Here is a 24,505-nt window from a genome sequence, read left to right as displayed (position 1 = left end):
GTGCCATACGGAAGTGTCCACCTGCCCTGGACGGCACCGACCGCAAGCGGGCCGATCCGGGCCGTGATCCGCCTGCCCGGATCGAAGTCGATGACGGCGCGGGCGCTCGTGCTCGCCGCGCTCTCCCTCGGCGCCAGCACGCTGCGCGCCCCGCTGCGGGCGCGGGACATCGAACTGATGGCGGGTGGGTTGCGGGCCATGGGCACCCACGTGTCCACGGTCGACGACAACCTTTGGCTGCTGCGGTCGCGTCCACTCAGGGGACCGGCCCGGATCGACGTCGAGACGGCGGGCACGGTCATGCGGTTCCTGCCGGCGGTCGCCGGACTGGCCGACGGGGAGGTGACGTTCGACGGGGACCCGCGGGTCCGCAGCCGGCCGATGGCGCCCCTCATCGGCGCGCTGTGCGCGCTCGGGGTGCGGATCGACGCGACCGGCGGCACCCTGCCGATGACGGTCCGCGGCATCGGGCGCGTCAGGGGCGGCACGGTGACCATCGACGCCTCCGCGTCGAGCCAGCTGGTGTCCGGCCTGCTCCTCGCCGCGACGGAGTTCGACCGCGGGGTGGTGGTGCGGCACGTCGGCCCGCCCGTACCGAAGCCGCACATCGCCCTGACGGTGCACATGCTGCGCGCCGCCGGGGCCGGCGTGGACGACAGCCGGCCGGACGTGTGGGCGGTCGAGCCGGGGCGGCTGACCGGGCGGGCGTGGGACATCGAGCCGGACCTGTCGGGCGCGGTCCCGTTCCTGGCCGCGGCAATGGTCACCGGCGGCGCCGTGACGATCGAGGGGTGGCCCCCTGCCACCGGTCAGCCCGCCGGCCATCTGCTGGGCGTGCTGCGGCGGATGGGCGGGGAACCGGCGCTCACGCCCCGCGGGCTGGTGATGCGCGGCTCGGGCGGCGTGCACGGGCTGACCGCCGACCTGTCCGGCGTCACCGAGGCCACCCCGGTGCTGGCCGCGCTTGCGGCGGTCGCCGACGCGCCGTCCCACCTCTACGGCGTCGGGCTCGGCCCGGACCGGATCGCCGCGCTGGTCACCGGGCTGACCGCCCTGGGCGCCGACGTGACCGGGGACGCCGATGGGCTGCGGATCCGGCCGCGGCCGCTGCGCGGCGCGACGTTCCGCACCCACGACGACCACCGGCTCGCGCACGCCGCCGCGGTCATCGGGCTCACCGTCGGCGACGTGCGGCTCGACGACGTGGCATGTACCGCAAAGACGCTGCCGGGCTTTCCCCGGCTATGGTCGACCATGGTGCAGGGCGGCAACGGTGGCACTGGAGGGACCGACTGAGGCGAAAGCGCGAATACGACGAGGACGACGTCCGGATCCGGCCGGGCCGCTCCTCGCGCCCTCGCACGCGCCAACGGCCGAAGCACAGCGATGCCGTCGAGGGGCTCGTGGTCGCGGTCGACCGCGGGAGGTACACCTGCCACACCGCCGGCGCCGGGACCACCGTCACCGCCATGCGCGCCCGCGAGCTCGGCCGCCACGGGGTGGTGGTCGGCGACCACGTGCAGATCGTCGGTGACGTCAGCGGCCGGCCGGACACGCTCGCGCGGATCGTCCGCATCGACGAGCGGAAGTCGGTGCTGATGCGAACGGCCGACGACGAAGAGGGCGGCACCGAGGGCCGGTTCGAGCGGGTCGTCGTCGCCAACGCCGAGCAGCTCGTCATCGTCAGCTCCCTGCAGGACCCGCTGCCGCGGACCGGGTTCATCGACCGGTGCCTGGTGGCGGCGTACGACGCGGAGATCGACCCGCTGCTGTGCCTGACCAAGGGCGATCTCGCCGGACCGGAGGAGACCCTCGACTACTACGCCGAGCTGGACCTGCCCTACGTGCTGACCCGCCCCGACCGGCCGCTCGACGAACTGGTCGCGGAGCTGAGCGGCAGGGTCTCCGTCATGATCGGGCACTCCGGCGTGGGCAAGTCGACGCTGGTCAACCGGCTGGTGCCGGGGACGGACCGGGCGGTCGGCACGGTCAGCGCGGTCGGCAAGGGCCGCCACACGTCGACGAGTGCCCTGGCCCTCCAACTGCCGGGCGACCTGGGCTGGATCATCGACACCCCGGGCATCCGGTCGTTCGGGCTCGCGCACGTCTCGGCGGACAGCCTGCTGCACGGCTTCCCCGACCTGGTGGAGGCGTCGACGCGCTGCCCGCCGAACTGCGACCACACCGGCGCGGGCGGCGACTGCGGCCTGGACAAGCTGGTCGCGGAGGGCGGCGCCGACCCGAGACGCCTGGAGTCGTTCCGGCGGCTGCTCGCGTCGAAGGAAGGGACCCTAGACGTCGACAGCGCCTCCTGAGCGCCAGTAGACATTGTCGACGCGGCTCAGGAAGCCGGTGTCCACGAGGTAGCGGCGCAGGGCGGCGTAGTCGTCGAACCAGGCCCGCAGGACGGCGTTGACCTCGCGCTCCGGATATCGCACGCCGGGCTCGAACGACGCGGCGATGTGCTCCAGCACCACCAGCCGCTTGCCGTGCGCGGCCGGCATCTGCGCGAGCCGCCCGTCGACGATGAACGTGCGGAGGACCTGGTCGCGCTGGCGGTCCGGGTCCAGCCGCTCGGCCGGCGGGGCCTGGGCGGCCGCGGACCGTACGGAATCCTTGAAAGCGTCGACGAGGGGCACGAGCGCGCCGTCCGCGACGGCCAGGAGACCACCCTGCTGGAGCCGGCGGATCGCGCCCTCCACGGTCCGGGACGGCAGCCCGGACGCCTCCTCGACCGTGCTGGGGGAACGGGCGCCGAGCACCACGGCGGCGAACACGCGGAGCCGGGTTTCCTCGGCCAGCAGGCCGCACAGTGCTGTAGGGGACGGGGTCACAAACGGCGACAGTACTGCCATCGGGTGGCGATCGTCGGCTAAGTTTCCGCGCATGGCGCGCTACGCGGACGATCTGGCCCTCGCTCATCTTCTCGCCGACACCGCGGACGCGATCGCGGTCCCGCGCTTCCGCGCGCAGGATCTGCACGTCACCACCAAACCGGACCTGACCCCCGTCACGGAGGCCGACACCGCGGTCGAGAAGGCGCTGCGGGCCACGCTCGCCCGGGCCCGCCCGCGCGACGGCGTGCTCGGCGAGGAGTACGGCGCGACCGAGGCCGCCGCCGGGCCGGGCAGCCGCCAGTGGGTCATCGACCCGATCGACGGCACCAAGAACTATGTCCGCGGCGTGCCCATCTGGGCGACGCTGATCGCGCTGATGGAGGGCGACCAGCCGGTCGTCGGCCTGGTGTCGGCGCCGGCGCTCGGGCGGCGCTGGTGGGGCGCGATCGGCCACGGGGCGTATGCCGGCCGGCACACCGCGGCGGCCACACCGATCCGGGCCAGCGGCGTGCGGCGGCTCGCCGACGCGTCGTTCTGCTACTCGTCGCTGCGCGGCTGGGAGGAGGCCGGCCGGCTCAACAGCATGCTGGACCTCATGCGCCGCACGTGGCGCCAGCGGGCGTACGGCGACTTCTACGGCTACATGCTGCTCGCCGAGGGTGCGGTCGACATCATGGTCGAGCCGGAGCTGTCGCTGTGGGACCTGGCGGCGCTGGTGCCGATCGTCACCGAGGCCGGCGGCACGTTCACCGACCTGCAAGGAAACCCTGGTCCGGGCGGTGGCAGCGCCATTGCGACCAACGGCCATCTGCACGAAGACGTGCTCACCCGTTTGGTCAGCACCAGATTATCCGGATTGTCCGGCTGAACCGAAAGGTCCGTATGCTCTGCCCTCCGGGGCGGTCTATCCTCCTCGGGTGGCATCTTGGAGTTGGCTGTTCCTCGGCGCGATGATCGCCGCCTATGGCGTGGCCAACCTGCTCCAATCCGTAGCCGCCGCCCGCACCGACCTGCATCAGGGCTTCCACCCGATGCTGCTGTTGCGCCTGGGCCGCCACAAGTCGTATCTGGTGGGCATCGTCTGCCAGTTCGGCGGCTTCGCACTGGCCTTCTTCGCCCGGCGGGACCTGCCGCTCTTCCTTGTGCAGTCCGCCATGGCCGCAGGGCTCGGCGTCACCACCCTGCTGGGGGTGCTGATCCTCAAGTGGCGGCTGCCACGGACCGAGATCACGCTGCTCCTGACCCTCACCGTCGGCATCGCCGCGCTGGTGCTGGCCGCCAAACCGGCACCGTCGCGCCAACTCGGCGCGGGCGGCGTGCTGGGCCTGGTCCTGGTGCTCGTCGCGCTGGGCGTGGTGGGCTTCTTCGCCGTCCGGCTGCACGGCGCACCCGGATCCGTGGTGCTCGGGTCGCTCTCCGGCGTGGCGTTCGGCGCCGCGGCGGTCGCGTCCCGGCCCCTCGCCTCGGCGAGCTCACTCACCGAGTTCGGCACGGATCCGCTGTCGTACCTTCTGATCGCCCATTCGCTGGTCGGCCAACTGCTGCTGGGCCTGGCGATGCAGCGCGGCTCGACGACCGCCGCGGTCGCCGCCATGGACGCCGCCGGCGCCGTGCCCGCCGCGCTGATCGGCCTGCTGGTGCTCGGCGACGGCGTCTGGCCGGGCCGTGAGTGGCTGGTGGGACTGGGGTTCGTGGTGACCCTGGGCAGTGTGCTCGGACTGAGCTTCTACGCCGAGCCGCAGCACCACCACCAGGTCAAACCGGAGCCGGCCCACCGGGCGCCGAAACACCTCGAGCCGATGCACGCCAGCCACCGTCAGTAGGCGATCCGGCGCGGACTGCCGCCGTCAACCGTCCGGGTGACCCGCCCGGCAACTCGGAGGACCCGAGCCGCACCCTTCGTTCTCGTTCAGACCTCTTCCGTCTGACCGATCTGGACCCTCGCAGAGGCGGATCGCGAGCGGAAGGGGGCCGGCACCGTGCTGACACGCACCCTCAGTGCCTGGTTCGCGGCGTGGATGGCGCTGCTCACCGTGGCCTTCTACCTCTGGCCGGACATGCACATGCTCTGGTGGGGCGCCATCGGGCTGTCCAGCACCGCCGGCGTGGTCGTCGGCGTCCTGGTGCACAAACCGCGCCGCCGCTGGCCGTGGCTGCTGCTCGCCGCCGCGCTGTTCATGTTCGGGGCCGGCGACTTCCTCTACAACCTCCTGACCGACGTGTTCGGCCTGGATAACCCGTTCCCGTCCTTCCCCGACGCGCTGTACCTGGCGATGTACCCCCTCGTCGCCGGCGGCCTGCTCGGCTTCATCCGCTCGCGGACCGGCCGCAGCAACCGCGACAGCCTGCTCGACGCGGCCACCCTCACGATCGGCCTGGCGCTGCTGTCCTGGATCTTCCTGATCGAGCCGTACGTGCAGAGCACCGAGCTCACGCTGATCCAGAAGCTGGTGTCGATCGCCTACCCGCTGGGGGACGTGCTGACCCTGGCGGTCTTCGCCCGTCTGCTGACCGGCGGCGTCCGGCGCAACCCCTCGATCAACATACTCGGCCTCGGCACCGCGGGCCTCCTCGTCGCCGACGTGGTCTACGGCCTGATCCAGCTCAACGGCTCCTGGCACGTCGGCGGCCCCACCGATCTCGGCTGGGTGATCTGCTACTCCGGCTGGGCCGCGGCCGCACTCCACCCGTCGATGGTCCAGCTGACCGAGCCGACCCGCGCCTCGTCGGCCGACCTCGGCGCGCGACGGATCGCCCTGCTGGGTGCCGCCTCGCTGATCGCACCCGCCGTGCTGCTCATCGAGGCGAGCCTCGGCCGGGTCCACGACGCGGCGGTCATCGCGGCGAGCTCGGGTGTCATGTTCGTCCTGGTGCTGGCCCGCCTCGCCGGCGTCATGGCCAACCACCGCCAGTCGATCGTCCGTGAGCGGGAGCTGCGCGAGGCCACCACGACGCTGGTCTCCGCGGCCGACGCCACCGAGGCGATGGCGGCGGTCCGGCACGCACTCGCCCGTCTGCTGCCCGACGGCACCTCGCACAAGGTCGTGTTCGTGCACGCCAAGCGCGCCGACGAGCCCGGACTGGTCCGGGTCTCGGGCCTGGAACCGGAGGTCCGGGCGGACCTGCGCGAGTTCAGCTCGGCGCTGCGCCACCCGCTCGGCAGCGAGGCCGACATGCTGTACCTCGGCGCATCCACCGAGGCCCTCCAGGCGCTGCAGCCGACGTTCGAGGTGCTCGCATCGCAGACCGCCATGGCGCTGGAGCGGATCACGCTGACGGCGGAGGTCAACCGGCGCAGCAACGAGGCGTACTTCCGTACGCTCATCCACAACACGTCCGACGTGATCCTCATCATCGACGAGAACGACGTCATCCAGTACGCGAGCCCTTCCGCGGGCGCGGTGTTCGGTGACGAGCGGCTCGCCGGCTACGAGCTGTGGGAGTTCGTGGCCCGCGACGAGCGCGCCCGGCTGGCCGAGCTGCTGGCGCAGGTGCGGGGCGGCCTGCAGCTGCACACCATGGTCGACGCGCGCGCCGAGCGGGTGGACGGCAGCGAGTTGCTGGTCGAGCTGGACTGCCGCGACCTGCGCGACGACCAGACCGTCAGCGGCCTGGTGCTGACCGTGCGCAACGTGACCGAGCGCCGCCAGCTGGAGGAGCAGCTCATCCGGCAGGCGTTCCACGACTCGCTCACCGGGCTGGCCAACCGGGTGCTCTTCCAGGACCGGGTGGAGCAGTCGGTGGCGCGGTCCAGGCGCGACGGCAGCCTCGTCGGCGTGCTCTTCATCGACCTCGACGACTTCAAGATCGTCAACGACACGCTGGGCCACGCGGTCGGCGACGCGCTGCTGAAGGCCGTCGGCGAGCGGATCATCAACCAGCTGCGCTCGACGGACACCGTCGCCCGCCTCGGCGGCGACGAGTTCGCCGCGCTTATCGAGACCGCCTCGATGGCCGACCTCGAGCTCGCCGCCGAACGGATCGTCGCGGCGCTCGCCGAGGAGTTCAACGTGGCCGGCGAGGTGGTCAACGGCGTCAGCAGCATCGGCCTGTCGACGACGGTCGACGCCGGCACCGCCGAGGAGCTCATGCGCCAGGCCGACCTGGCCCTGTACGTCGCCAAAGGCGCCGGCAAGGGCCAGTGGCGGCGCTACCAGTCGGACCTGCACACCGCCGTGCTGGAGCGGCTGGAGCTGCGCGCCGCGCTCGACCAGGCGATCAAGGAGCACCAGTTCGTCCTGCAGTACCAGCCGATCGTCGACCTGGACAACGGCGTGCCGCTGGGCTTCGAGGCGCTGGTGCGGTGGAACCACCCGACCCGCGGGATGATCCCGCCCGGGCAGTTCATCGAGGTCGCCGAGGAGAGTGGCCTGATCGTGCCCATGGGCCGGATCGTGCTCCAGCAGGCGCTGAACACGGCCGGCCGCTGGCAGCACGCCACCGAGCCGGGCGCCCTGCGGTACATCAGCGTCAACGTCTCCGCACGGCAGTTCCGCGCGCCTGGCTTCGTCGAGGAGGTGCGGCAGATGCTGCGCACCTCCGGCGTCGAGCCCGGCACGCTGCTGCTGGAGATCACCGAGAGCCTGCTGCTGCGCAACGACGACCAGGTGCGCGCCGACCTCGACGCGCTGCGCGCGATGGGCATCCGGCTGGCGATCGACGACTTCGGCACCGGCTACTCGTCGCTGTCGTACCTCCAGCACATGCCGATCGACGTACTGAAGATCGACAAGTCGTTCATCGACGACATGCTCTCGTCGGCCCAGCAGCGGGCGGTCGTGACCGCGATCGTCCAGCTGGCGCAGACGTTCGACCTCGCCGTCGTCGCCGAGGGCGTCGAGGAACCCGGCCAGCGGGAGGCCCTGCGGCAGGTCGGCTGCCCGTACGGCCAGGGTTACCTCTTCGCCCGGCCGCTGTCCGAGCCCGACGCGTTCGCGCTGATCCCGAAAGCCGCACCCTTCGCCGCCATGGCGTGAAGTCGCACACCACCCTTCAACCCGAGAGGCACCACGAATGACCGTCCACCCGCTGCACAGCACCAAGGCCGCCTACGTCCGGCGTGACGGGCGCTGGGACGACCTGGAACGGCTGCGCATGAGCAGCCCGATGTACGACGCCACGATCGAGGAGATCAACGGCCGCCGGATCCGGGTGGGCAACCACTGGCTGTCCGACTTCGCCTCGTGCAACTACCTCGGCTTCGACCTCGAACCGGAGATCATGGACGCGGTCGACCCGTACGTCCGCACCTGGGGCACCCACCCCAGCTGGTCGCGGCTGCTGGGCAACCCGAAGCCGTACATCGAGATCGAGGAGCGGCTGACCGAACTGCTGGGCGCGCCCGACACGCTGCTGCTGCCGACCATCACGCACATCCACATGTCCGTGATCCCGGTGCTCGCCGGCAAGGGCATGATCTTCCTCGACTCGCAGTCGCACAAGACGATCTACGACGGCTGCATGTACGCGAAGGGCCTCGGCGCCACCGTCCAGCGGTTCCGCGCGAACGACCCGGACCACCTCGAGGAGCTGCTGAAGGCCGCACCGAAGGGCGTCGCCCGCCTCGTCGCCATGGACGGCGTCAACAGCATGACCGGCCTCGCTCCGGATCTGGCCCGATTTGCCCAGGTATGCCGGGAAAACGACGCACTGCTCTACGTCGACGAGGCCCACGGCTTCGGCGTCATCGGCGAGCGCACACCCGACGAGACGTCGCCGTACGGCTCCCGGGGCAACGCGATCGTGAAGTACGCCGGCGAGACGTACGACAACATCGTGCTCGTCGGCGGCTTCTCCAAGGCGTACTCGTCGCTGATGGCGTTCCTGGCCCTGCCGACCTGGCTGAAGAACCACCTCAAGGTGGCGGCCCCGCCGTACCTCTACTCGGGCCCCTCGCCGACGGCCTCCCTCGCCACCGTCATGGCCGGCCTGGACGTCAACGAGAAGCGCGGCGACGAGATCCGCGCCGACCTGTACCGCAAAACGATGAAGGTCCTCGACCACGTGCGCGCGCTGGGCCTCTACACGCCCAACACCGGCACCACCCCGATCATCGAACTGCCGCTCGCGCAGGGCCAGGACATCCAGCAGGTCGGGCAGTTCCTCTGGGACCGCGGCGTCTACGTGACCCTTGCCGCGTATCCGCTGGTGCCACGCGATCAGGTCGGCTTCCGCATCCAGGTGACGGCCGCGAACACCGACGAGGAGCTCGACGACCTCAACGCGGTGCTCTCCGAACTCGCCGCCGGCCAGCAGCTGCGAGACGCGGCGTAATGGGACGGCACCGCGCCCCGCGCGAGCTTCCGGCGCTGCTCATCCCGCTGCGCGGCCGGGACTTCCGGTTGTTGTGGACCGGGATGAGCACCTCGCTGATCGGCGACGGCATCCTGCTCGTCGCCTTGGCCTGGCAGGTGTACGCGCTGTCGGGCGCCCCGGCGGCGATGTCCGTCGTCGGGTTCGCCCTCTCGCTGCCCCAGGTCGTCACGCTGCTCTTCGGCGGCGTGATCAGCGACCGGTTCGACAAGCGGAAGATCATGCTCTGCACCGATCTGGTGCGGGGCGCGGTGCTCACCGTTCTGGCGGCGCTCAGCCTCTCCGGCACCATCCAGATCTGGCACATCGTGGCACTGGTCGCGGTCTACGGCGCGGGGTCGGGCTTCTTCGGACCGGCGTTCGACTCGCTCGTGCCGCGGCTGGTGCCCTCCGACGAACTGGTGCAGGCGAACGCGCTCGACCAGTTCGTCCGCCCGACCGCCCTGCAGATGGCGGGCCCGTCGCTGGGCGGCGTGCTCATCGCCCTCGGCGGCAGCGGGCTGGCCTTCGCCATCGACGCCGTGACGTTCGCGATCTCGGCCACCTGCCTGCTGCTCATGCGGCCCCTGCAGATGGGTGATCCGGACGAGGCGGGATCACTCTGGAGCGAGTTCAAGGAGGGCATGAGCTTCGTCCGCCGCAACGTCTGGCTGTGGGGCACGTTTGTCGCCGCCACATTCGCGTACCTGCTGTTCATCGGCCCCACCGAGGTTCTGCTGCCGTTCGTCGTCAAGAACGAGCTGCACGGCACCGCCGGTGATCTAGGGTTGGTACTGGCGAGCGGCGGCATCGGCGCCATCGCCGCCGCCCTCATCGTCGGTCAGCGGGGCGTGCCACGGCAGTACATGAAATTCATCTACGTCTCGTGGACCCTCGCGACACTGGCGGTGGCGGGTTACGGCGTGGCCTCGTCCTCGTGGCACCTCGCGGTGGCGTGCGCGCTCGTCAACGGGCTCGAGGCGGCGGGGACGATCGCCTGGGCGACTGCGAAGCAACGACTGGTCCCGGAGGAGCTGATGGGCCGGGTATCTTCGGTGGACTGGTTCATCTCGATCGCGTTGGTACCGCTGTCGTACGCGCTGGCCGCACCGGTCGCCTCGGCGATCGGGGTGCGCGAGACACTCATCGGCGCCGGCGTGCTGGGCTCCGTCGTGACCTTCGCCTTCCTCTACCTCCCGGGCATGCGCTCACCCCGCCAGCAGGTGGTGACGTCGTGAGCGATCCGGTAGAGATGGTCGACCGGCTGGGGTCGGCGTTCCTGAGCCGGGACGTCGACGCGGTGCTGGCCTGCTTCGTGCCGGACGACGACATCACGTACGTTGGCTCCGAGGCGGGCGAGTCCGCGACGGGCCGCTCCGCGGTGCGGGACCTGCTGACCGAACTGTTCTCCCGCCCGGCGGCATACTCCTGGCAAACAACGTCGGCGACCGTGCACTCGCTACCCGGCTCGGCGTTCGTGATCGCCGAGGCGGACGGCGCGGAGCACACCCCCGACGGCGCCGTGGCTACGTTCCCCTACCGCGTGACGGGCCTGCTGTCCCGCCGCCCGTCGGGTGCCTGGCTCTGGCGAGCCGTCCAAGGCGCCGAACCCACCTGACCCAGCGCTCCGCGCAGGCCACGTCCCGCTCCCACCCGCTCCCACCCGCGCCACCCACCCACGCCCGCCACAACCGCCACCCACGCCCGCCCGCCACCCCACGTTCGTCACTCACCGCCCCCACCCCCACACCCACACCCACACCCGGCCAGCACTCCCGGCCCACCGCCCCTGGCCACCGCCCCTGGCCACCGCCCCTGGCCACCGCTCCCAGCCAGCGCTCCCAGCCAGCGCTTCACCCGCCGCTCCTGGCCCCTGCCCGCACCACTACTCCCGGCCGCCGCTCCTACCCGCTACTCCTGGCCGCTGGCCACTTTCTGCCTGCCCGACATTCCCGACATTCCCCCTAAACACACCTGGCGAGGTCGGGCGACGAGTTGACCTTGGAAGATTTCGGTTGCCATAGGCACCACAATCTTCCAAGGTCAACTCAGGGGAGGCCAAAACGCCGCCGCTCGCCGGAAATTTCCGACACATCAGGTCCGAGTCACCCACCTTCGCGATCGGGCAACGCACCGACCACCACACCCCACCCCATGATCGCGACAGGTTCACAATCATGGCCCCCAGCGCTGGAAAGAACGGCCCTGACGCCCGAGCGCGGCGTCCACTGACGTTCGCCAGCCGGCTGCGTATCGATCTTGCAGTTGTGGCACCTACAAGCCGAGCATTCAGGGACGGCCCCGGCACCACACCTGCAAGATCGACGAGGGCGAAACCGGTCAACGTTGGTGGATACCGCATCGACAAAGGGGGTTCGGCTCGGCAACTAACGGTGTTAGTTTTGAGCCATGCGAACCGTGTACTTTGCCGCCGCACGGCGGACGGCGATCGGGAAGTTGCGCGGGGCTCTCTCACACGTGCGGCCCGACGATCTCGCGGCCACCGTCGTCAAGGATCTCGTCGAGCGGACCGCCATCGACCCGGCCACCGTCGACGAAATCTACTGGGGAGCCGCCAACCAGGCCGGCGAGGACAACCGGAACGTGGCCCGCATGGCGGTGCTCCTCGCCGGGCTGCCCGAGACCGTGCCCGGCGCCACCGTCAACCGGCTCTGCGCATCCGGTATGGAGGCGGTGACGATCGCCGCCCGTACCGTCGCGTCGGGTGAGGCCGAGATCGTCATCGCCGGCGGGTCGGAGTCCATGAGCCGCGCGCCGTTCGTGCTGCCGCGGCCGGAGGACGGGCTGCCCAACAGTATGAGCATCGCCGACACCCGGCTCGGCTGGCGGCTGGTCAACCCGCGCATGCAGGAGCTGCACGGCCTGCTCAGCATGGGCGAGACCGCCGAGGAGGTCGCCGCGCGCTACCACGTCGGCCGGGAGCGGCAGGACGCGTTCGCGCTGCGCAGCCACCAGAAGGCCGCGGCGGCCCGGGACGGCGGGCACTTCGCCGACGAGATCGTCGTCGTCGACGGGGTGAGCGCCGACGAGGGCATCCGCCAGGACACCAGCCTCGAGAAGCTCGCCAAGCTCAAGCCGGTCTTCCGCACGGACGGCACGGTCACGGCCGGCAACTCGTCGCCGCTCAACGACGGCGCCGCCGGGCTGGTGCTGATGAGCGAGGACGCGCTGCGCAGGAGCGGCCTGGAACCCCTCGGCCGTTACGTCGCCGGCGCGTCGGCGGGTGTGCACCCCGACGTCATGGGCATCGGGCCGGTCCCCGCCACGCGCAAGGTGCTCGACCGCGCCGGCTGGAAGCTCGGCGACGTGCAGCAGGCGGAGCTCAACGAGGCGTTCGCGGCGCAGGCGCTCGCCGTCGTCGACCAGCTCGGCATCGACCCCGAGATCGTCAACCCGGACGGCGGCGCGATCGCGATCGGGCACCCGCTCGGCTGCTCCGGTGCCCGCATCCTGACGACGCTGCTGCACCGCATGCGGCGGACCGGGGACACGCGAGGGCTGGCGACGATGTGTGTCGGTGTGGGTCAGGGTTCAGCGGTACTGGTGGAAAGGTGAGCCACGTGCGATTCGAAGGCAGGACAGCCGTCGTCACCGGCGGCGCGCAGGGCATCGGCGCGGCGACCGCCCGGATGCTCGGCGAGCAGGGCGCCACGGTGGTCGTGCTCGACCTCGACGAGAGCCGCTCGCGGAAGGTGGCCGGCGAGATCCCGGGCGCGGTCGGCCACGGCTGCGACGTGACCGACAAGGAGCAGGTCGACGCCGTGTTCGAGCGGATCGGCCGGATCGACGTCCTCGTCAACAACGCCGGCATCACGCGCGACAACCTGCTGTTCAAGATGCCGTTCGACGAGTGGAACGCGGTCCTCACCACCAACCTGACCAGCATGTTCCTCTGCTGTCAGGCGGCGCAGAAGGTGATGGTCCCGGCGCGGTACGGCCGGATCGTCAACCTCAGCAGCCGCTCCGCGCTCGGCAACCGGGGCCAGGCGAACTACTCGGCCGCGAAGGCGGGCGTGCAGGGGCTCACCGCGACGCTCGCGATCGAGCTCGGCCCGTACAACATCACCGTCAACGCCGTCGCGCCCGGCTATATCGCGACGCCGATGACGGCGGCCACGGCCGAGCGCGTCGGCAGCACGCCGCAGGAGCACCAGGCGCAGGTCGCCGAGCGCACGCCGCTGCGGCGGGTCGGGCAGCCCGAAGAGGTCGCGGCCGTCATCGCGTTCCTGGCCAGCGACGAGGCTTCGTACGTCTCCGGGCAGACCCTCTACGTCAACGGCGGCGCGCGCTGATCACTTGAGGACGACGTCGACCTCGGCCACGTCGGCCGCGGTCCGCGTCTTGTCGTGCGCGTCGACGAGGCGCAGCTTGTACGTGCCGGGCGCGTCCGCCTTCACCTGGAAGCCCAGGTTGGTGGCGGGCGCGACCTTGGTGTTGTAGAGCGCCTCGTTCGGCGCGACCGTGGGCCCCACCTCGGTCTCGTCCGGCTGGCCCAGGCGGAAGTTGTCGCCGCCGACGTAGTGACTGCTGTTGCCGGTGTACTGGATGTCGACCTTGCACGTCAGCGCGCGGTAGCCCTTCGTCACCTGCCCGTTGTAGTCGAAGAACCCGCCGCGCAGGTCGCAGGTGGTGAAGGTGACGGTCAGGTCGCGGATGCTGACCTTCTTGTCCTTGAGGACGTTGACCGGCTCGTACGCGACGATCTCACCCCCGGCCAGCGGGATCTTCGCCTGCGACTCGTCACCCTCGCCGATGATGAACTCGCCGCTCGCGATGCTGTCCTGGAGCGGTTTGTAGACCGGGAAGTCGACGTGGTAGTCGCTCTTCTGACCGGCCGCGACCGTCGTGTTCTCCCGGAACGAGCCGGCGAACTGCTGGCCGCCGACGTTGAAGATCATCTTGATGTAGGGCGTCTGGTCCTTCTCACCGAGGTTCTCCACCCGCACCTCGGTGGAGAGCTTGTTGTCCTCGGCCTTGAAGTCGTAGGTCAGCTTGCCGAAGCTGAGCTTGTACGGCCCGTACCAGACCGTCTTGCCGACGTCGACGGTCTGCTGCTCCGCGCCGGGCCTGGCGTCCTTGGTGCTGGCGGCGCCCTGGGTGCCGCCGCCCGTGCCGGCCTCCCGGTTGGCGCCGCTGGTCCGCTGGGTGTTCGGCGACTTGTCGCTGACGGCGTTCCAGGCGGCGACGCCACCGACGCCGAGGAGCAGCACGCAGACCGCGACAATGCCGACGAGCAGGGCAAGCTTGCCACCGGAGCCGCCGGGGCGTTGCTGCTGCGGGAGGCCGGGCACACCCGGGGCACCGAACATGGCGGTCTGGTGGGGGCCCGGTCCCGGCGGTGCCAACACCGGCGGGCCGGCGCTGCCCCACGCCGAAGGCGAGGACGGTGCGGCGACCGGAGATGCCATCGGCCCCGTCCCGGGCACGGGTGGCGGCGCCCCTATCGGGCCGGTCGGGGGTGCGGTCACCGGGCCGACGGCCGGCGACACCGGTGACGCACCCGGGGCCGGTATCGAGACCGGGGTCACCGGGCCGACGCCCGGACTGCCGAGGCCGGAGACGGGCACCGAACCGCTCATGCTCGGCCCGGAGACCGGCGCGACCGGAGGTACGCCCCCTGGCATCACACCGGGCGGGCCGGCGATCACCGGCGGGCGTGGCGGTCCGGGCGGACCCGCGGGGAACGCGGCGGGCCGGCTCGGCATGACGGCCAGCACGCTGCCGAGCGCGACCACCAGCTCGGGCTGCTCGATCAGGGTCGGCGCCACCCCGAGCCGCTGGTGCAGCAGCGTGCTGACCAGCGGGATCCGGCTGGAGCCGCCGACCAGGAACAGCCCGCCGATCTGGTCCGGCCGCACGCCGGCCCGCTGGAGGGTGCTCACGGTGAGGTCGACGGTCCGCTCCAGGTACGACCGGGCGAGCTGCTCGAACTCCGACCGCGTGAGGTGGACGTCGATGTCGAACAGCGGCACGTGGATGCCCGCCGACGAGGTGCGCGACAACTGTTCCTTGGCCTGGCGCACGTCCTCGCGCAGCAGCAGGCTCCGGCGCCGGGCCGCCTCGTCGCCCGGCTCGACGAGTTGCCGCCAGCGGTCGCCGTCGGACAGTCCTTCCCCGGGCCCGTCGACGCCCGCGGCGCTCGACCTCGAGGTCAGCGACTGGCCGAGGTGGTTGACGATCGCCGCGTCGAGGTCGACGCCGCCGACGTCGGGCAGGCCGTCACTGGCCAGCACGTCCCAGCCGCCGTCGGGGCGGCGGCGCAGCACCGTCGTGTCGAACGTGCCGCCGCCGAAGTCGTACACGACGAGCACTCCGCCCGGGGCGATGTTGCGCCCGAGGACGGAGGTGAAGTAGGCAGCGGCCGCGATCGGCTCGGGCACCAGGATCGGCGCAGGCATGCCGGCGCGGGCCGCCGCGTCGGCGAGCACCGAGCGGCGGTGCGTCGCCCAGTTCGCCGGGTAGGTCAGCACGGAGCGCACGGGCATGATGCCCAGCACCCGGGCCGCCTCGTCGGCGGTGCGCCGCAGGAGGGCCGCGAGCAGGTCGGAGACCACATACTCACGCGAGCCGAGCAGCACGGTGCCGTCGTCGACGCGGCGCTTCGGATTGGGTTCGAACCGGCTGGGATCGAGCCGGGCACTGCGCTCGGCGTCCTTGCCGACGAGCAGCTGCCCGTCGACCTCCGCGTAGATCGACGACGGCAGCAGGAAGCTGGCGTCGAACAGTAACGGCTGGCTGCGACCGTCGGCGGCGGTCAATGCGGCGACCGTGTGCGTGGTGCCCAGGTCGACGCCCAGCTGCGACTCGTTATGCCTCGTCACGTCGACACGGTAGCGCCTCTCATCAACGTTTGGCGCCGGCCCCGGCCACGGCCCTCACTTCGTTTTCGGTGTGCACCAGCGGCGTGTCGACCAGATGCTCGGCGAGGAACCACGCCTCCAGCTCGCCGGTACGGATGACCTCGGAGACCAGCAGGTCGTTGGTGCCGTCGTCCCCCATCTCGGCCACGCGCGCGGCGGCGTCGTGCGCCTCCGTCAGTACGATCTCGTGGGCCTCCAACAGCCGGGACAGCATCGCCGGCACCTCCTCGGCCCCGTCGGGCGGCCGCGGCACGCGGGTCAGCTCGGCGACGTGGCGGGGGTCGCCCACCGCGATGCCGCCCAGCGTCTGCACCCGCTCGGCCAGTGCGTCGACGAGCTCGATCTGCTCACCGGCGTGCTTGTCGAGCAGCAGGTGCAGTTGGTAGAAGGTCGGCCCACGCATGAGCCAGTGGTGCTTCTTGTACAGCGAGTAGAGGATCTGCGTGTCGGCGAGCACCTGGTTGAGCCGCTCGCAGGAGTACGCCCGGGCGTCCATGGAGAGCGCGACCGGGAACTGCCGCATCGTTCCGAAGCGCTGGATCTCCCGGCCGTGCTGATGCAGCCACGGCTGGCTCTCGTCGGCCACCGGCCCGGTGGCTTTCTTCTTGTTGGCAGGCATGGGGGCGGCACTTCCCGCTCTTCGCCGATTCAACCCTGTGCGGGAACCGTCTTCGGTGCCGCTGCGTCAGACCGGGCATGAAGTCGCTGCGCCTGTTGATCGTCACCGCCCTGCTCGCCGCCGGCGGCTGCGCTGGGGAGTCGTCCCCGTCAGCGCCGACCGCCTCGTTCCCGCCCGGCGAGATGGTGCTGCAGGTGAGCGTCGGCGGCGGGTTCGTGCCCGTCGCCGTCGCGGTGACCGAGTTGCCAACCCTGAGTGTGTACGGTGACGGGCGCGTGATCACCACCGGTCCCGTGCCGGCGATCTATCCCGGCCCCGCCCTGCCGAACGTGCAGGTGCGGCACATCAGCCAGGCCGACATCGCGAAGCTGACCAAGTTGGCGGTCGACGCCGGCGTGGGCATGGACCGCGACCTCGGCATGCCCAACGTGGCCGACGCGCCCACCACGGAGATCACGGTCCGCACCGCCGCCGGACTGCAGCGGACCTCGGCGCCGGCGCTGGGCATCGGCTCCACCGACGAGCTGACCGAGCCACAGCGGGCCGCCCGCGAGCAGTTGCAGCGCCTGGTGGAGGACCTCACCGACCTGCCGAAGACGCTGGGTGCGAGTGCGATCGACCAGTCGGCGGCCTACGTGCCCACGGTGCTGGCCGTGGTCGCCATGCCGTGGCAGCCGACGGACGACCCGGTGCTCAAGGATCCGTCGGCGGTGGCCTGGCCGGGCCCCGCGCTGCCCGGCGAACCGGTCGGCGAACCGGCCGGCGACCACCCGGACGTGCGTTGCGTGACCGCCACCGGCGCCCAGGTGACCGAGATCCTGGCGGCGGCGGGATCGGCGAACGCCCGCACCCCGTGGACCTCAGGCGGCTCCTCGTGGAGCGTCTCGTTCCGTCCGCTGCTCCCCCACGAGTCGAGCTGCGCCGATCTCGGATGACGGGGAGCTCGTCGCCGTCGGCCCGGCTCATTCCTCGGTCAGCGGGCCTTCGCCGACCAGTGTGCGAAGGCGGTCGTTGGCCTGCTCGAGTGCACTGATCGCGATCTCCCGGTGCTCCGGGCTCACGCCGCCGACCGCGTATTCGGCCAGCTCCGCCCAGGCGCGCTCGATGTCGGGAACCAGCTCACGGCCGGCGGCCGTGACGACGATGCGGACCTGGCGGCGGTCGGTCGGGACGGGCTCGCGCCGGAACCAGCCGCCGCTCTCCAGCCGGGCCAGGCTCCGGGTCGCGGTCGGCGGCTCGACGCCCAGCCGTGCCGCGAGCTCCGACACGGTCATGCCGTCCCGTTCCTGAGCCAGCAGCCACAGCAGCACGTCCTGGCCGGGGTGCAGGCCGAGCGCCGCGAGCTTGCGGGCCTTGGCGGCGCGGTAGAGCTTGCTCATCTTGTTCAGCGCCCGGTTGACCCGCATGACCTCGCTCGGTTCCACGCTGCCATCGTACCGATGTATAGTCGGCTAATAAGTAGTCGGCTAAGTATTTGGGAGCCATGGATGGATCTGGGAATCGACGGCCGGGTGGTGCTGGTGACCGGCGCCTCGGGCGACATCGGCGGCGCGATCGCCGAGGCGTTCGCGCGCGAGGGCGCGCTGGTCGCGGCCGGCTGGCACGGGAACCAGGATCGGGCACAGGCCGTGGTCGACAGGGCGACCCGGGCGGGCGGCAAGGCGATGGCGGTGCGGATCGACCAGCGTGACAGCGCGTCGACATCGTCGGCGGTGCGCGAGGTCGGGCAGACGCTCGGCGAGATCGCCGTGCTGGTGGCGAATGCCGTCTCCTGGCCGACGTGGGACCCGGAGACCCGGGAGACCTTGACCGACGGCCTGACCACCAACGTGACCGGCACACTGTCACTGGTCGAAGCCGTCCTCCCCGGCATGCGGACGTCGGGCTGGGGCAGGCTGGTGTTCATCTCGTCCGACGTGGTGGAGCAGCCGATGCCGGCCGGTGTGGCATATCCCGCGGCCAAGGGTGCCCTGGAGACGGCCGCAAAAGTTCTGGCCGTGCGGGAGGCCCGCCACGGCGTCCTGACGAACGTCGTGCGGCCGGGTTTCACCCTGACCGAGCGGGCCCTGACCACTCCGGGCTTCGGCAGGGAGGCGATCGACTCCGAGGGAGCGAAGACCCCCACGGGAAGGATCTGCACCCCGGAGGACGTGGCCTCCGCGGTCGCCTACCTGGGCTCAGCGGCGAACGGCCACGTCAACGGCGAGGTCCTCTCCGTTGCGGGCGGCCGTCACCTGACCCGCTGACCATATTTGGCTACAGCCGCGCCCGCGTCAGATCGACGCGGTCAGCCGCCGATGTGGTCGGCCGGCACGGTCTGCAGCAGCCACGCCAGCGGCATCTTGGCCGTCACTTCGTAGGTGCCGTCCGTGCCGAGCCGGTGCAGCGTCACCGTCTGCGCCGCGTCCCGCGCCACTGTCCAGTACTGCGCAATACCGGCCGCCGCATATTCCGACACCTTGGCGCCCTGATCTATCGCCTCGGAGCCGCGCGACACGATCTCGATGACGAGCACCAGATCGGCGACAGCCAGCCAGACGGCCCGGGGCTGGGGTTTCGACCACACGGTGAGGTCCGGGATGCGTCCACCATCCCCCTCGGGGCCGGGAATGCGGATGCCCGCAACCTGCATGATCTGCTCGAGCGGCCAGCCCGCAGCGATCAACCAGGCCATCAGGCGGGTAGCGATGACAGCATGCTCACTGTCCGGAGGCGGCACGACTGAGAGAACTCCCTCGGGACTGGTCTCATACCGCCGGCCGTGCGTGTCCGCAGAGATCATGGCGGCCAGGTCGTCGAGCGTGATGATGGCCGGCATGTGCCTGCCAACAGCCTCCGCGCTCATGCGCCGATGCTACCTCTCCGACCGCGAGAACCCGGGATCGTGACCCCAGAACGCCCCCAGCGTGAAGCAAGCCGTAGCCAAGTCGCCAGGGATTACCTCCGTTGACGACCTCACCCGGCCTGACCTGTTCGAGTCGAACGACGAGTACGACGCCTTCCTGGTCGACCTCGACGCCTTTCGGCAACGCCCGAAACCACCTGAGCGGAGAAAATCCATGGCCATTCCGAAGAAGGGCAGCCGCCTCATCTCGGTCGACGGCATCACCTATCGCTGGAGGATCCGCCCGAAGCCCACATGGGGCCAAGGACTGGCCGAGACAGCGTTGACCTACGCCGTCGAGCTGGAGCAGGATCCGGGCTCGGTACTCGTCGTCACGACCGACTCCCTGCGACCGGACAACTGGTTCGTGTCCTCAGGGAAGGCGGTTCGTCCGGCCGAGGTTGCGGACACCATCCGGGCAGCGCTCCGCCAAGGCTGGCGGCCCGACCGACCGAACCCGGTGATGCATATGAGCGTTACCGCCAGCAAGGAACTGGCCTCGGCCGAGACATCAGGCACCTGAACGCGGGTTCCAGGCATCCGACGTCACCAGCTCGATCCGCGTGCGGCTGTCCGGCGTCGTACGCCATACCGCCCCCGGCATCTAGCGGCCCGCTGGTTACGTTCCTGGTTACATCCACATGCGAAACGCCCCCTCAGGTGATCCCTGAGGGGGCGTTTCTCTTTGTAGCGGGGACAGGATTTGAACCTGCGACCTCTGGGTTATGAGCCCAGCGAGCTACCGAGCTGCTCCACCCCGCGTCGGCTTGTTTAGATTAGCGCACGATCGTCCCGACTTCCAAATCGCCGGACGGTGGCGTGCCGTGGATCACCCTAAGGCTGGGTCGAGGCCGGTGCGAGCGTGCGCACCGGCCTCGGCAGCCGATGTCCGAGCCGTCAGCCCGGCGGGGCGACGCTCACCGTCGGCGAGGCGCCCGGTGACCCCGAGACACTCGGCGAGGCTCCCGGTGAGGCGCCCGGTGAGGTGCTGGCCGACGGGGTCGCCCCGGCCACCTTCACCGCCTCCTCGTACCGCGCGATCGCGTCCTGCAGGGCTTTGAGCGCCCGGCCGTACGCCTCGAAGTCACCCGACTGCTGTGCGGCCTTGAGGTCGGCGACCGCCTTGTTCATGGCGGCGATCGCCTCCTGCACCTGTGGGGTGCCCGGCTGGTTGCCGGTCTGCGGGCTCGCCGGCTGGCCCGTGTTGTTGTCCGTCTGCGGCACCGGCACCTGGCCGCTCACCTGTTTGACCAGCTGTTCGAGGCCGGCGGTGAGGTTGTCGGCGTAGGCCTTGTACTGCGGTCCGTACGCGACCAGCACCTTCTGCAGCGTCGGGAACGTCTTGTCGTTCTTCGTCCGCAGATAGATCGGCTCGACGTAGAGCATGCCGTTGCCGACGGGTAGCGACAGGAGGTTGCCGTAGATCACGTCTGAGTTGCTCGACGTGAACTGCGTCAGGTCACGCCGGGCGTCGGAGATACCGGTCATGACGCTGTGCATCTGGTTGGGGCCCTGGATGGCCGTGTTGGCCGGTAGCTCCAGCACCTCGAACTTCGGCTTGCCGTCGACGTACGACGCCGACATCAGCGCGGCCAGGTTGCCCCGCTTGCGCGGCGCCATGGCGGCCGTGAGCTGGAACCGTGCGGTCTCCTGGCCGGGCAGCTTCGCGACGATGTAGTACGGCGGCTGGTCGGCCGACGAGTTCGCCGGGTCCTTCGGGACCTCCCAGAAGTCCTGACCGGAGAAGAAGCCCTCGGGCGTCGTGACGTGGAACCGGCTGAGCAGGTCACGCTGGACCTTGAACTGGTCCTCCGGGTAGCGCAGGTGGTTCATCAGGTCGGCCGAGATCTCCGAACGCGGCTTGACCATCTTGCCGCCGAAGGCCTTGTTCCAGGTCTTGAGGACCGGGTCGGACTCGTCGAAGGCGTAGAGGACGACCTCGCCCGTGTACGCGTCGACCGTCGCCTTCACGGAGTTGCGCAGGTACGTCACGTCCTGGCGCGGTTCCGGGAACAGCCGGCCGCTGGTCGACGAGTCCTGGATCGCGGTGTTCCAGTTGATGCGCTGCGCGTACGGATACGTCGCCGACGTGGTGTAGCCGTCGATGATCCACTGGATCCTGCCGTCGACGACCGCCGGGTAGGGGTCGCTGTCGAGGGTCAGGAACGGCGCCACCTTGCGGACCCGCGACTCGGGATCCCGCACGTACAACACCTTGGAGTTGTCGTTGAGGACGCCGGACAGCACAAAGTTGGTCTCGCGGAAGTACGCGGCGTAGAGCATGCGACGCCAGAAGGAGCCGACCTTCACGCCGCCGCTGCCGTCGTACGTCGAGTACTGGTCCTCACCGGCGGTCTGCCGGTCGTATTCGGCGTTGCGCTCGTTGGCACTGGCGCGCCCGACGACCGCGTAGACGTTGCCCATCTGCTCGCCGTAGTAGATCCGCGGCTGCTTGACGGGGATGAGGTCGGTGTCCGACGCGCACTTCTGGCCGCCCTGGTCGCCGGGCTTGTCCTGCTCGCTGAGGAAGCCGGAGACGTAGAAGGGCTGGCCGTTGCAGACCACCTCGCTGGCCGGCGCCGCCACGAAGCCGTAGCCGTGGGTGTAGACGCTGTGCCGGTTCTGCCAGTTGTTCTGCTGCAGCTGGTCGTAGCGGATCTCGCGGACGCCGACGACGTAGTCCTGGGTCTTGCCGTCGATGGTGTACCGGTCGATGTCGAGCTTCGGGTTGAACTCGTAGAAGCCGCGGACCTGTTGCTGCTGTGTGTACGTCTCCCCGACCACGTTGGGGTCGAGAAGCCGGATGTTGGTGACCGTTTCGTCCTTGGAGTTGGCGAGGTCGGCCGGCGGATTCTGGTTGTCCGCGGCGTAGTCCCTCATCTCCACCACGTTGAGCCCGTAGGCGTCACGGGTGGCTTTGATGGCGCGGTCGAAGTACTCGGACTCCTTCTGCAGCTGGCTCGGCTTGACCGTGAACGACTGCACCGCCGCCGGGTAGATGCCGCCGACCGCCACCGCGGACAGGGCGAGCAGCCCCAGCGCGAGGCCCGGCCAGACCAGGTTGCGCATGAACGCGTTGGAGAACACGAGGATCGCGATCGCCACGACGATCGAGATCCACGCCAGGATCTCCTTGGCCGGCAGGAGGGCGTTGACGTTGGTGTACCCCGCGCCGTAGAGCTCCTGCGTGGGGAACTTGTCGAGCAGCAGGCCCCGCCGGTCGAGGAAGTACGCGGCGGCTTTCAGCAGCACGAACGCGGCGACCAGGCCGGTCAGGTGTGCGCGGGCCGCAGCGGTCATCCGCTCGCCGGCGCCCTGCAGGCGCACGCCACCGAAGAGGTAGTGCAGCGCCAGCGCACCGAGCAGCGAGAAGACGACGGTCGTGAATGCCACGCCGAGGAGGTAGCGCCAGAAGGGGTACTCGAAGACGTAGAACGACAGGTCGACGTGGAACTGGTCGTCGGTCTTGTTGAACGGGGTGCTGTTGCTGAACAGCATCCACTCCTGCCAGTGCCCCTGGGCCGAGAGCCCGGAGAACAGGCCGATGAGGGCGGCCGCCAGGATGATCCAGCCGGCCATGTGCGGCAGGAGGAACAACCGGTACCGATCGAGCGCGTGCTGCTCCGCCGAGTGCGGCCGCAGCAGCGGGCGCGTGCGGTAGGCGAGGTAGAGGTTGCCGGCGATGACCAGCCCCACCGCCACCCCGAAGATCAGGAACATCCAGAGGCGTGTCGTGAGCACCCCGGAGAAGACCTGGGTGTATTTCACCTCGGAGAACCATAGGTAGTCAGCCCATGCCCCGACCACCCGGTCGAACACTGTGAACAGCAGGAAGACGACCACCAGCACGGCGATCGTGACCCGGCCACGCCGGCTCACCCTGGTCATCGGGTTCCGCATTACCACGGTCGACTCCGCCCGTTCGCGTATGGAAACTCGTCCAGCGTAGTCATTGACTACACAGCGTCGGCGTCTGACCTGCCCGGAGCGCCGTCAGCGCGTCCAGCGCCTGGTCCAGATTGTCCACTTTGACCAACGGAAGCCCGGGCTGCGCGTTGTCCACAGCCTCGGCGCAGTTGGCCGCAGGGGTCAGGAAGTACTTCGCCTTCGCGGCCTTCGCCGCGACGAGCTTCTGCGGGATGCCGCCGATCGGTCCGACCTTGCCATCTTCGTCGATGGTGCCGGTGCCGGCGATGATCAGCCCGCCGGTCAGATCGTCCTTCTCGATGGTGTCGATGATCCCGAGCGTGAACATCAGGCCGGCCGACGGGCCGCCGATGCGGTCGAGCTGGATGCTCAGCTCGAACGGGTGGGGCTGCTTGGAGGTGACGACCACACCGAGGCGGGGGTTGCCGTCGTCGCCCTTCTTGGTCGCGATGCTGACCTTGCGGGTCTCGCTGCCGCGGGTGAACTCGATCTCCCGCAGCGTGTCGGCCGGCTTGGTCCGGACCAGCTCGGTGAGCTTGCCGACCGACGTGACGGGTGTGCCGTCGATCGACTTGATGACGTCGTCCTTCATGAGCTGGCCCTGCGCGGGGAAGCCCTCGGTCACCTCGCTGACGGTCACCTGCACCGGGTAGCCGAGCTTGCGCAGCGCGGCGGTCTCCGCCGAGGTCTGCGACTCCTGGAAGTCGCGCGCATTGTCGTCATCGACCTGTTGCTGGGTGCGGTTGGGCGGATAGATGAGCTCGCGTGGCACCACGGCGCGGTCGTCCTGCCACCAGCCGACCATCGCGTCGAGCAGCGTCAGCTCGGGCTGGACCGACACGGTGGTCATCCGCAGCTGACCCTTGGACTTGGTGGCCTCGACGCCGCTCACGTTGATGATCGGCTTGCCGCCGGGCTTGCCGGTGTCGGTGCCCAGGGTGTCGTAGGTCGGACCGGGACCCATCTCGACATACGGCACCTTGACCACCGTCGCCTGCCAGGACAACACCAATAGCAGCAGCGCGCCGAACAACACGGTGATGCCACGACGTCTCATGGCGGCGAG

20 protein-coding genes and 1 tRNA gene are annotated in these 24,505 nt (G+C 70.3%); 13 read left to right on the top strand and 8 right to left on the bottom strand.

Translation table 11 applies throughout. The annotated features are described in order from the left end of the window. Entirely contained in the window at window positions 1-1,296 is a 1,296-nt protein-coding gene (aroA, locus tag Dfulv_RS05820; RefSeq protein ID WP_259861585.1) for a 3-phosphoshikimate 1-carboxyvinyltransferase, read from the top strand. Beyond that, window positions 1,245-2,315, top strand: coding sequence for a ribosome small subunit-dependent GTPase A (gene rsgA / locus Dfulv_RS05815; protein WP_259861584.1), 1,071 nt, complete (start codon window positions 1,245-1,247; stop codon window positions 2,313-2,315). Before aroA ends, rsgA begins: the two co-directional genes overlap by 52 nt. Here the strand turns inward: rsgA and Dfulv_RS05810 are convergent. Then, window positions 2,292-2,855, bottom strand: coding sequence for a DUF2087 domain-containing protein (locus Dfulv_RS05810; RefSeq protein WP_259861583.1), 564 nt, complete (start codon window positions 2,853-2,855; stop codon window positions 2,292-2,294). The genes rsgA and Dfulv_RS05810 overlap by 24 nt on opposite strands. 31 nt (window positions 2,856-2,886) lie before the next feature. Between Dfulv_RS05810 and hisN the strand changes: the two genes are divergently transcribed. From hisN to fabG, 8 genes are all read left to right on the top strand, one after another. After that, a complete protein-coding gene (gene hisN, locus Dfulv_RS05805; protein ID WP_259861582.1) occupies window positions 2,887-3,705 on the top strand; it encodes a histidinol-phosphatase in 819 nt (272 codons plus the stop codon). A gap of 82 nt (window positions 3,706-3,787) precedes the next feature. Then, a complete protein-coding gene (locus tag Dfulv_RS05800) occupies window positions 3,788-4,660 on the top strand; it encodes a hypothetical protein (protein WP_259867458.1) in 873 nt (290 codons plus the stop codon). A 156-nt stretch (window positions 4,661-4,816) separates the two neighbouring features. Next, a complete protein-coding gene (locus Dfulv_RS05795) occupies window positions 4,817-7,813 on the top strand; it encodes a putative bifunctional diguanylate cyclase/phosphodiesterase (protein ID WP_259861581.1) in 2,997 nt (998 codons plus the stop codon). Window positions 7,814-7,850: 37 nt separating this feature from the next. Then, a complete protein-coding gene (locus tag Dfulv_RS05790) occupies window positions 7,851-9,110 on the top strand; it encodes an aminotransferase class I/II-fold pyridoxal phosphate-dependent enzyme (RefSeq protein WP_259861580.1) in 1,260 nt (419 codons plus the stop codon). Beyond that, window positions 9,110-10,366 (top strand): MFS transporter, encoded by a 1,257-nt coding sequence (locus tag Dfulv_RS05785; RefSeq protein ID WP_259861579.1) that lies wholly within the window; start codon window positions 9,110-9,112, stop codon window positions 10,364-10,366. Before Dfulv_RS05790 ends, Dfulv_RS05785 begins: the two co-directional genes overlap by 1 nt. Next, window positions 10,363-10,746 (top strand): YybH family protein, encoded by a 384-nt coding sequence (locus tag Dfulv_RS05780; protein ID WP_259861578.1) that lies wholly within the window; start codon window positions 10,363-10,365, stop codon window positions 10,744-10,746. Before Dfulv_RS05785 ends, Dfulv_RS05780 begins: the two co-directional genes overlap by 4 nt. A gap of 791 nt (window positions 10,747-11,537) precedes the next feature. After that, window positions 11,538-12,704, top strand: coding sequence for a thiolase family protein (locus tag Dfulv_RS05775; RefSeq protein ID WP_259861577.1), 1,167 nt, complete (start codon window positions 11,538-11,540; stop codon window positions 12,702-12,704). A gap of 5 nt (window positions 12,705-12,709) precedes the next feature. Next, on the top strand, window positions 12,710-13,441 hold the full coding sequence (gene fabG, locus Dfulv_RS05770) for a 3-oxoacyl-ACP reductase FabG (RefSeq protein ID WP_259861576.1): 732 nt from the start codon (window positions 12,710-12,712) through the stop codon (window positions 13,439-13,441). Here fabG and Dfulv_RS05765 read toward each other — a convergent pair whose 3' ends face one another. Further along, window positions 13,442-15,970 (bottom strand): Hsp70 family protein, encoded by a 2,529-nt coding sequence (locus tag Dfulv_RS05765; RefSeq protein WP_259861575.1) that lies wholly within the window; start codon window positions 15,968-15,970, stop codon window positions 13,442-13,444. Window positions 15,971-15,992: 22 nt separating this feature from the next. After that, a complete protein-coding gene (locus tag Dfulv_RS05760; RefSeq protein WP_259861574.1) occupies window positions 15,993-16,628 on the bottom strand; it encodes a Dps family protein in 636 nt (211 codons plus the stop codon). A 77-nt stretch (window positions 16,629-16,705) separates the two neighbouring features. Between Dfulv_RS05760 and Dfulv_RS05755 the strand changes: the two genes are divergently transcribed. Beyond that, window positions 16,706-17,563 (top strand): hypothetical protein, encoded by an 858-nt coding sequence (locus Dfulv_RS05755; protein WP_259861573.1) that lies wholly within the window; start codon window positions 16,706-16,708, stop codon window positions 17,561-17,563. A 27-nt stretch (window positions 17,564-17,590) separates the two neighbouring features. On the opposite strand, the gene Dfulv_RS05750 is transcribed toward Dfulv_RS05755, so the two are convergent. Further along, the gene (locus Dfulv_RS05750) at window positions 17,591-18,052 is read right to left on the bottom strand and encodes a MarR family winged helix-turn-helix transcriptional regulator (protein WP_259861572.1); all 462 of its coding nucleotides are present in this window, start codon (window positions 18,050-18,052) and stop codon (window positions 17,591-17,593) included. 63 nt (window positions 18,053-18,115) lie between these two features. On the opposite strand from Dfulv_RS05750, the gene Dfulv_RS05745 reads away from it, so the two are divergent. Then, window positions 18,116-18,874, top strand: coding sequence for an SDR family NAD(P)-dependent oxidoreductase (locus Dfulv_RS05745; protein WP_259861571.1), 759 nt, complete (start codon window positions 18,116-18,118; stop codon window positions 18,872-18,874). 41 nt (window positions 18,875-18,915) lie between these two features. Here Dfulv_RS05745 and Dfulv_RS05740 read toward each other — a convergent pair whose 3' ends face one another. Further along, on the bottom strand, window positions 18,916-19,473 hold the full coding sequence (locus Dfulv_RS05740) for a Uma2 family endonuclease (RefSeq protein WP_259861570.1): 558 nt from the start codon (window positions 19,471-19,473) through the stop codon (window positions 18,916-18,918). A gap of 61 nt (window positions 19,474-19,534) precedes the next feature. Between Dfulv_RS05740 and Dfulv_RS05735 the strand changes: the two genes are divergently transcribed. After that, window positions 19,535-20,035, top strand: coding sequence for a hypothetical protein (locus Dfulv_RS05735; protein ID WP_259861569.1), 501 nt, complete (start codon window positions 19,535-19,537; stop codon window positions 20,033-20,035). 165 nt (window positions 20,036-20,200) lie between these two features. Here Dfulv_RS05735 and Dfulv_RS05730 read toward each other — a convergent pair. From Dfulv_RS05730 to Dfulv_RS05720, 3 genes are all read right to left on the bottom strand, one after another. Beyond that, a tRNA-Met gene (locus Dfulv_RS05730) sits at window positions 20,201-20,274 on the bottom strand. A 135-nt stretch (window positions 20,275-20,409) separates the two neighbouring features. After that, window positions 20,410-23,400 carry a UPF0182 family membrane protein gene (locus Dfulv_RS05725; RefSeq protein WP_406567937.1) on the bottom strand — a complete coding sequence of 997 codons (2,991 nt, stop codon included), beginning with the start codon at window positions 23,398-23,400 and terminating at the stop codon, window positions 20,410-20,412. A 61-nt stretch (window positions 23,401-23,461) separates the two neighbouring features. After that, window positions 23,462-24,496 carry a YlbL family protein gene (locus Dfulv_RS05720; RefSeq protein WP_259861568.1) on the bottom strand — a complete coding sequence of 345 codons (1,035 nt, stop codon included), beginning with the start codon at window positions 24,494-24,496 and terminating at the stop codon, window positions 23,462-23,464. Window positions 24,497-24,505: the final 9 nt, after the last annotated feature.

Origin of the sequence: Dactylosporangium fulvum, assembly GCF_025137375.1 — a bacterium.
Lineage (GTDB): Bacteria > Actinomycetota > Actinomycetes > Mycobacteriales > Micromonosporaceae > Dactylosporangium > Dactylosporangium fulvum.
This window is presented reverse-complemented; position numbering and strand designations above follow the sequence as displayed.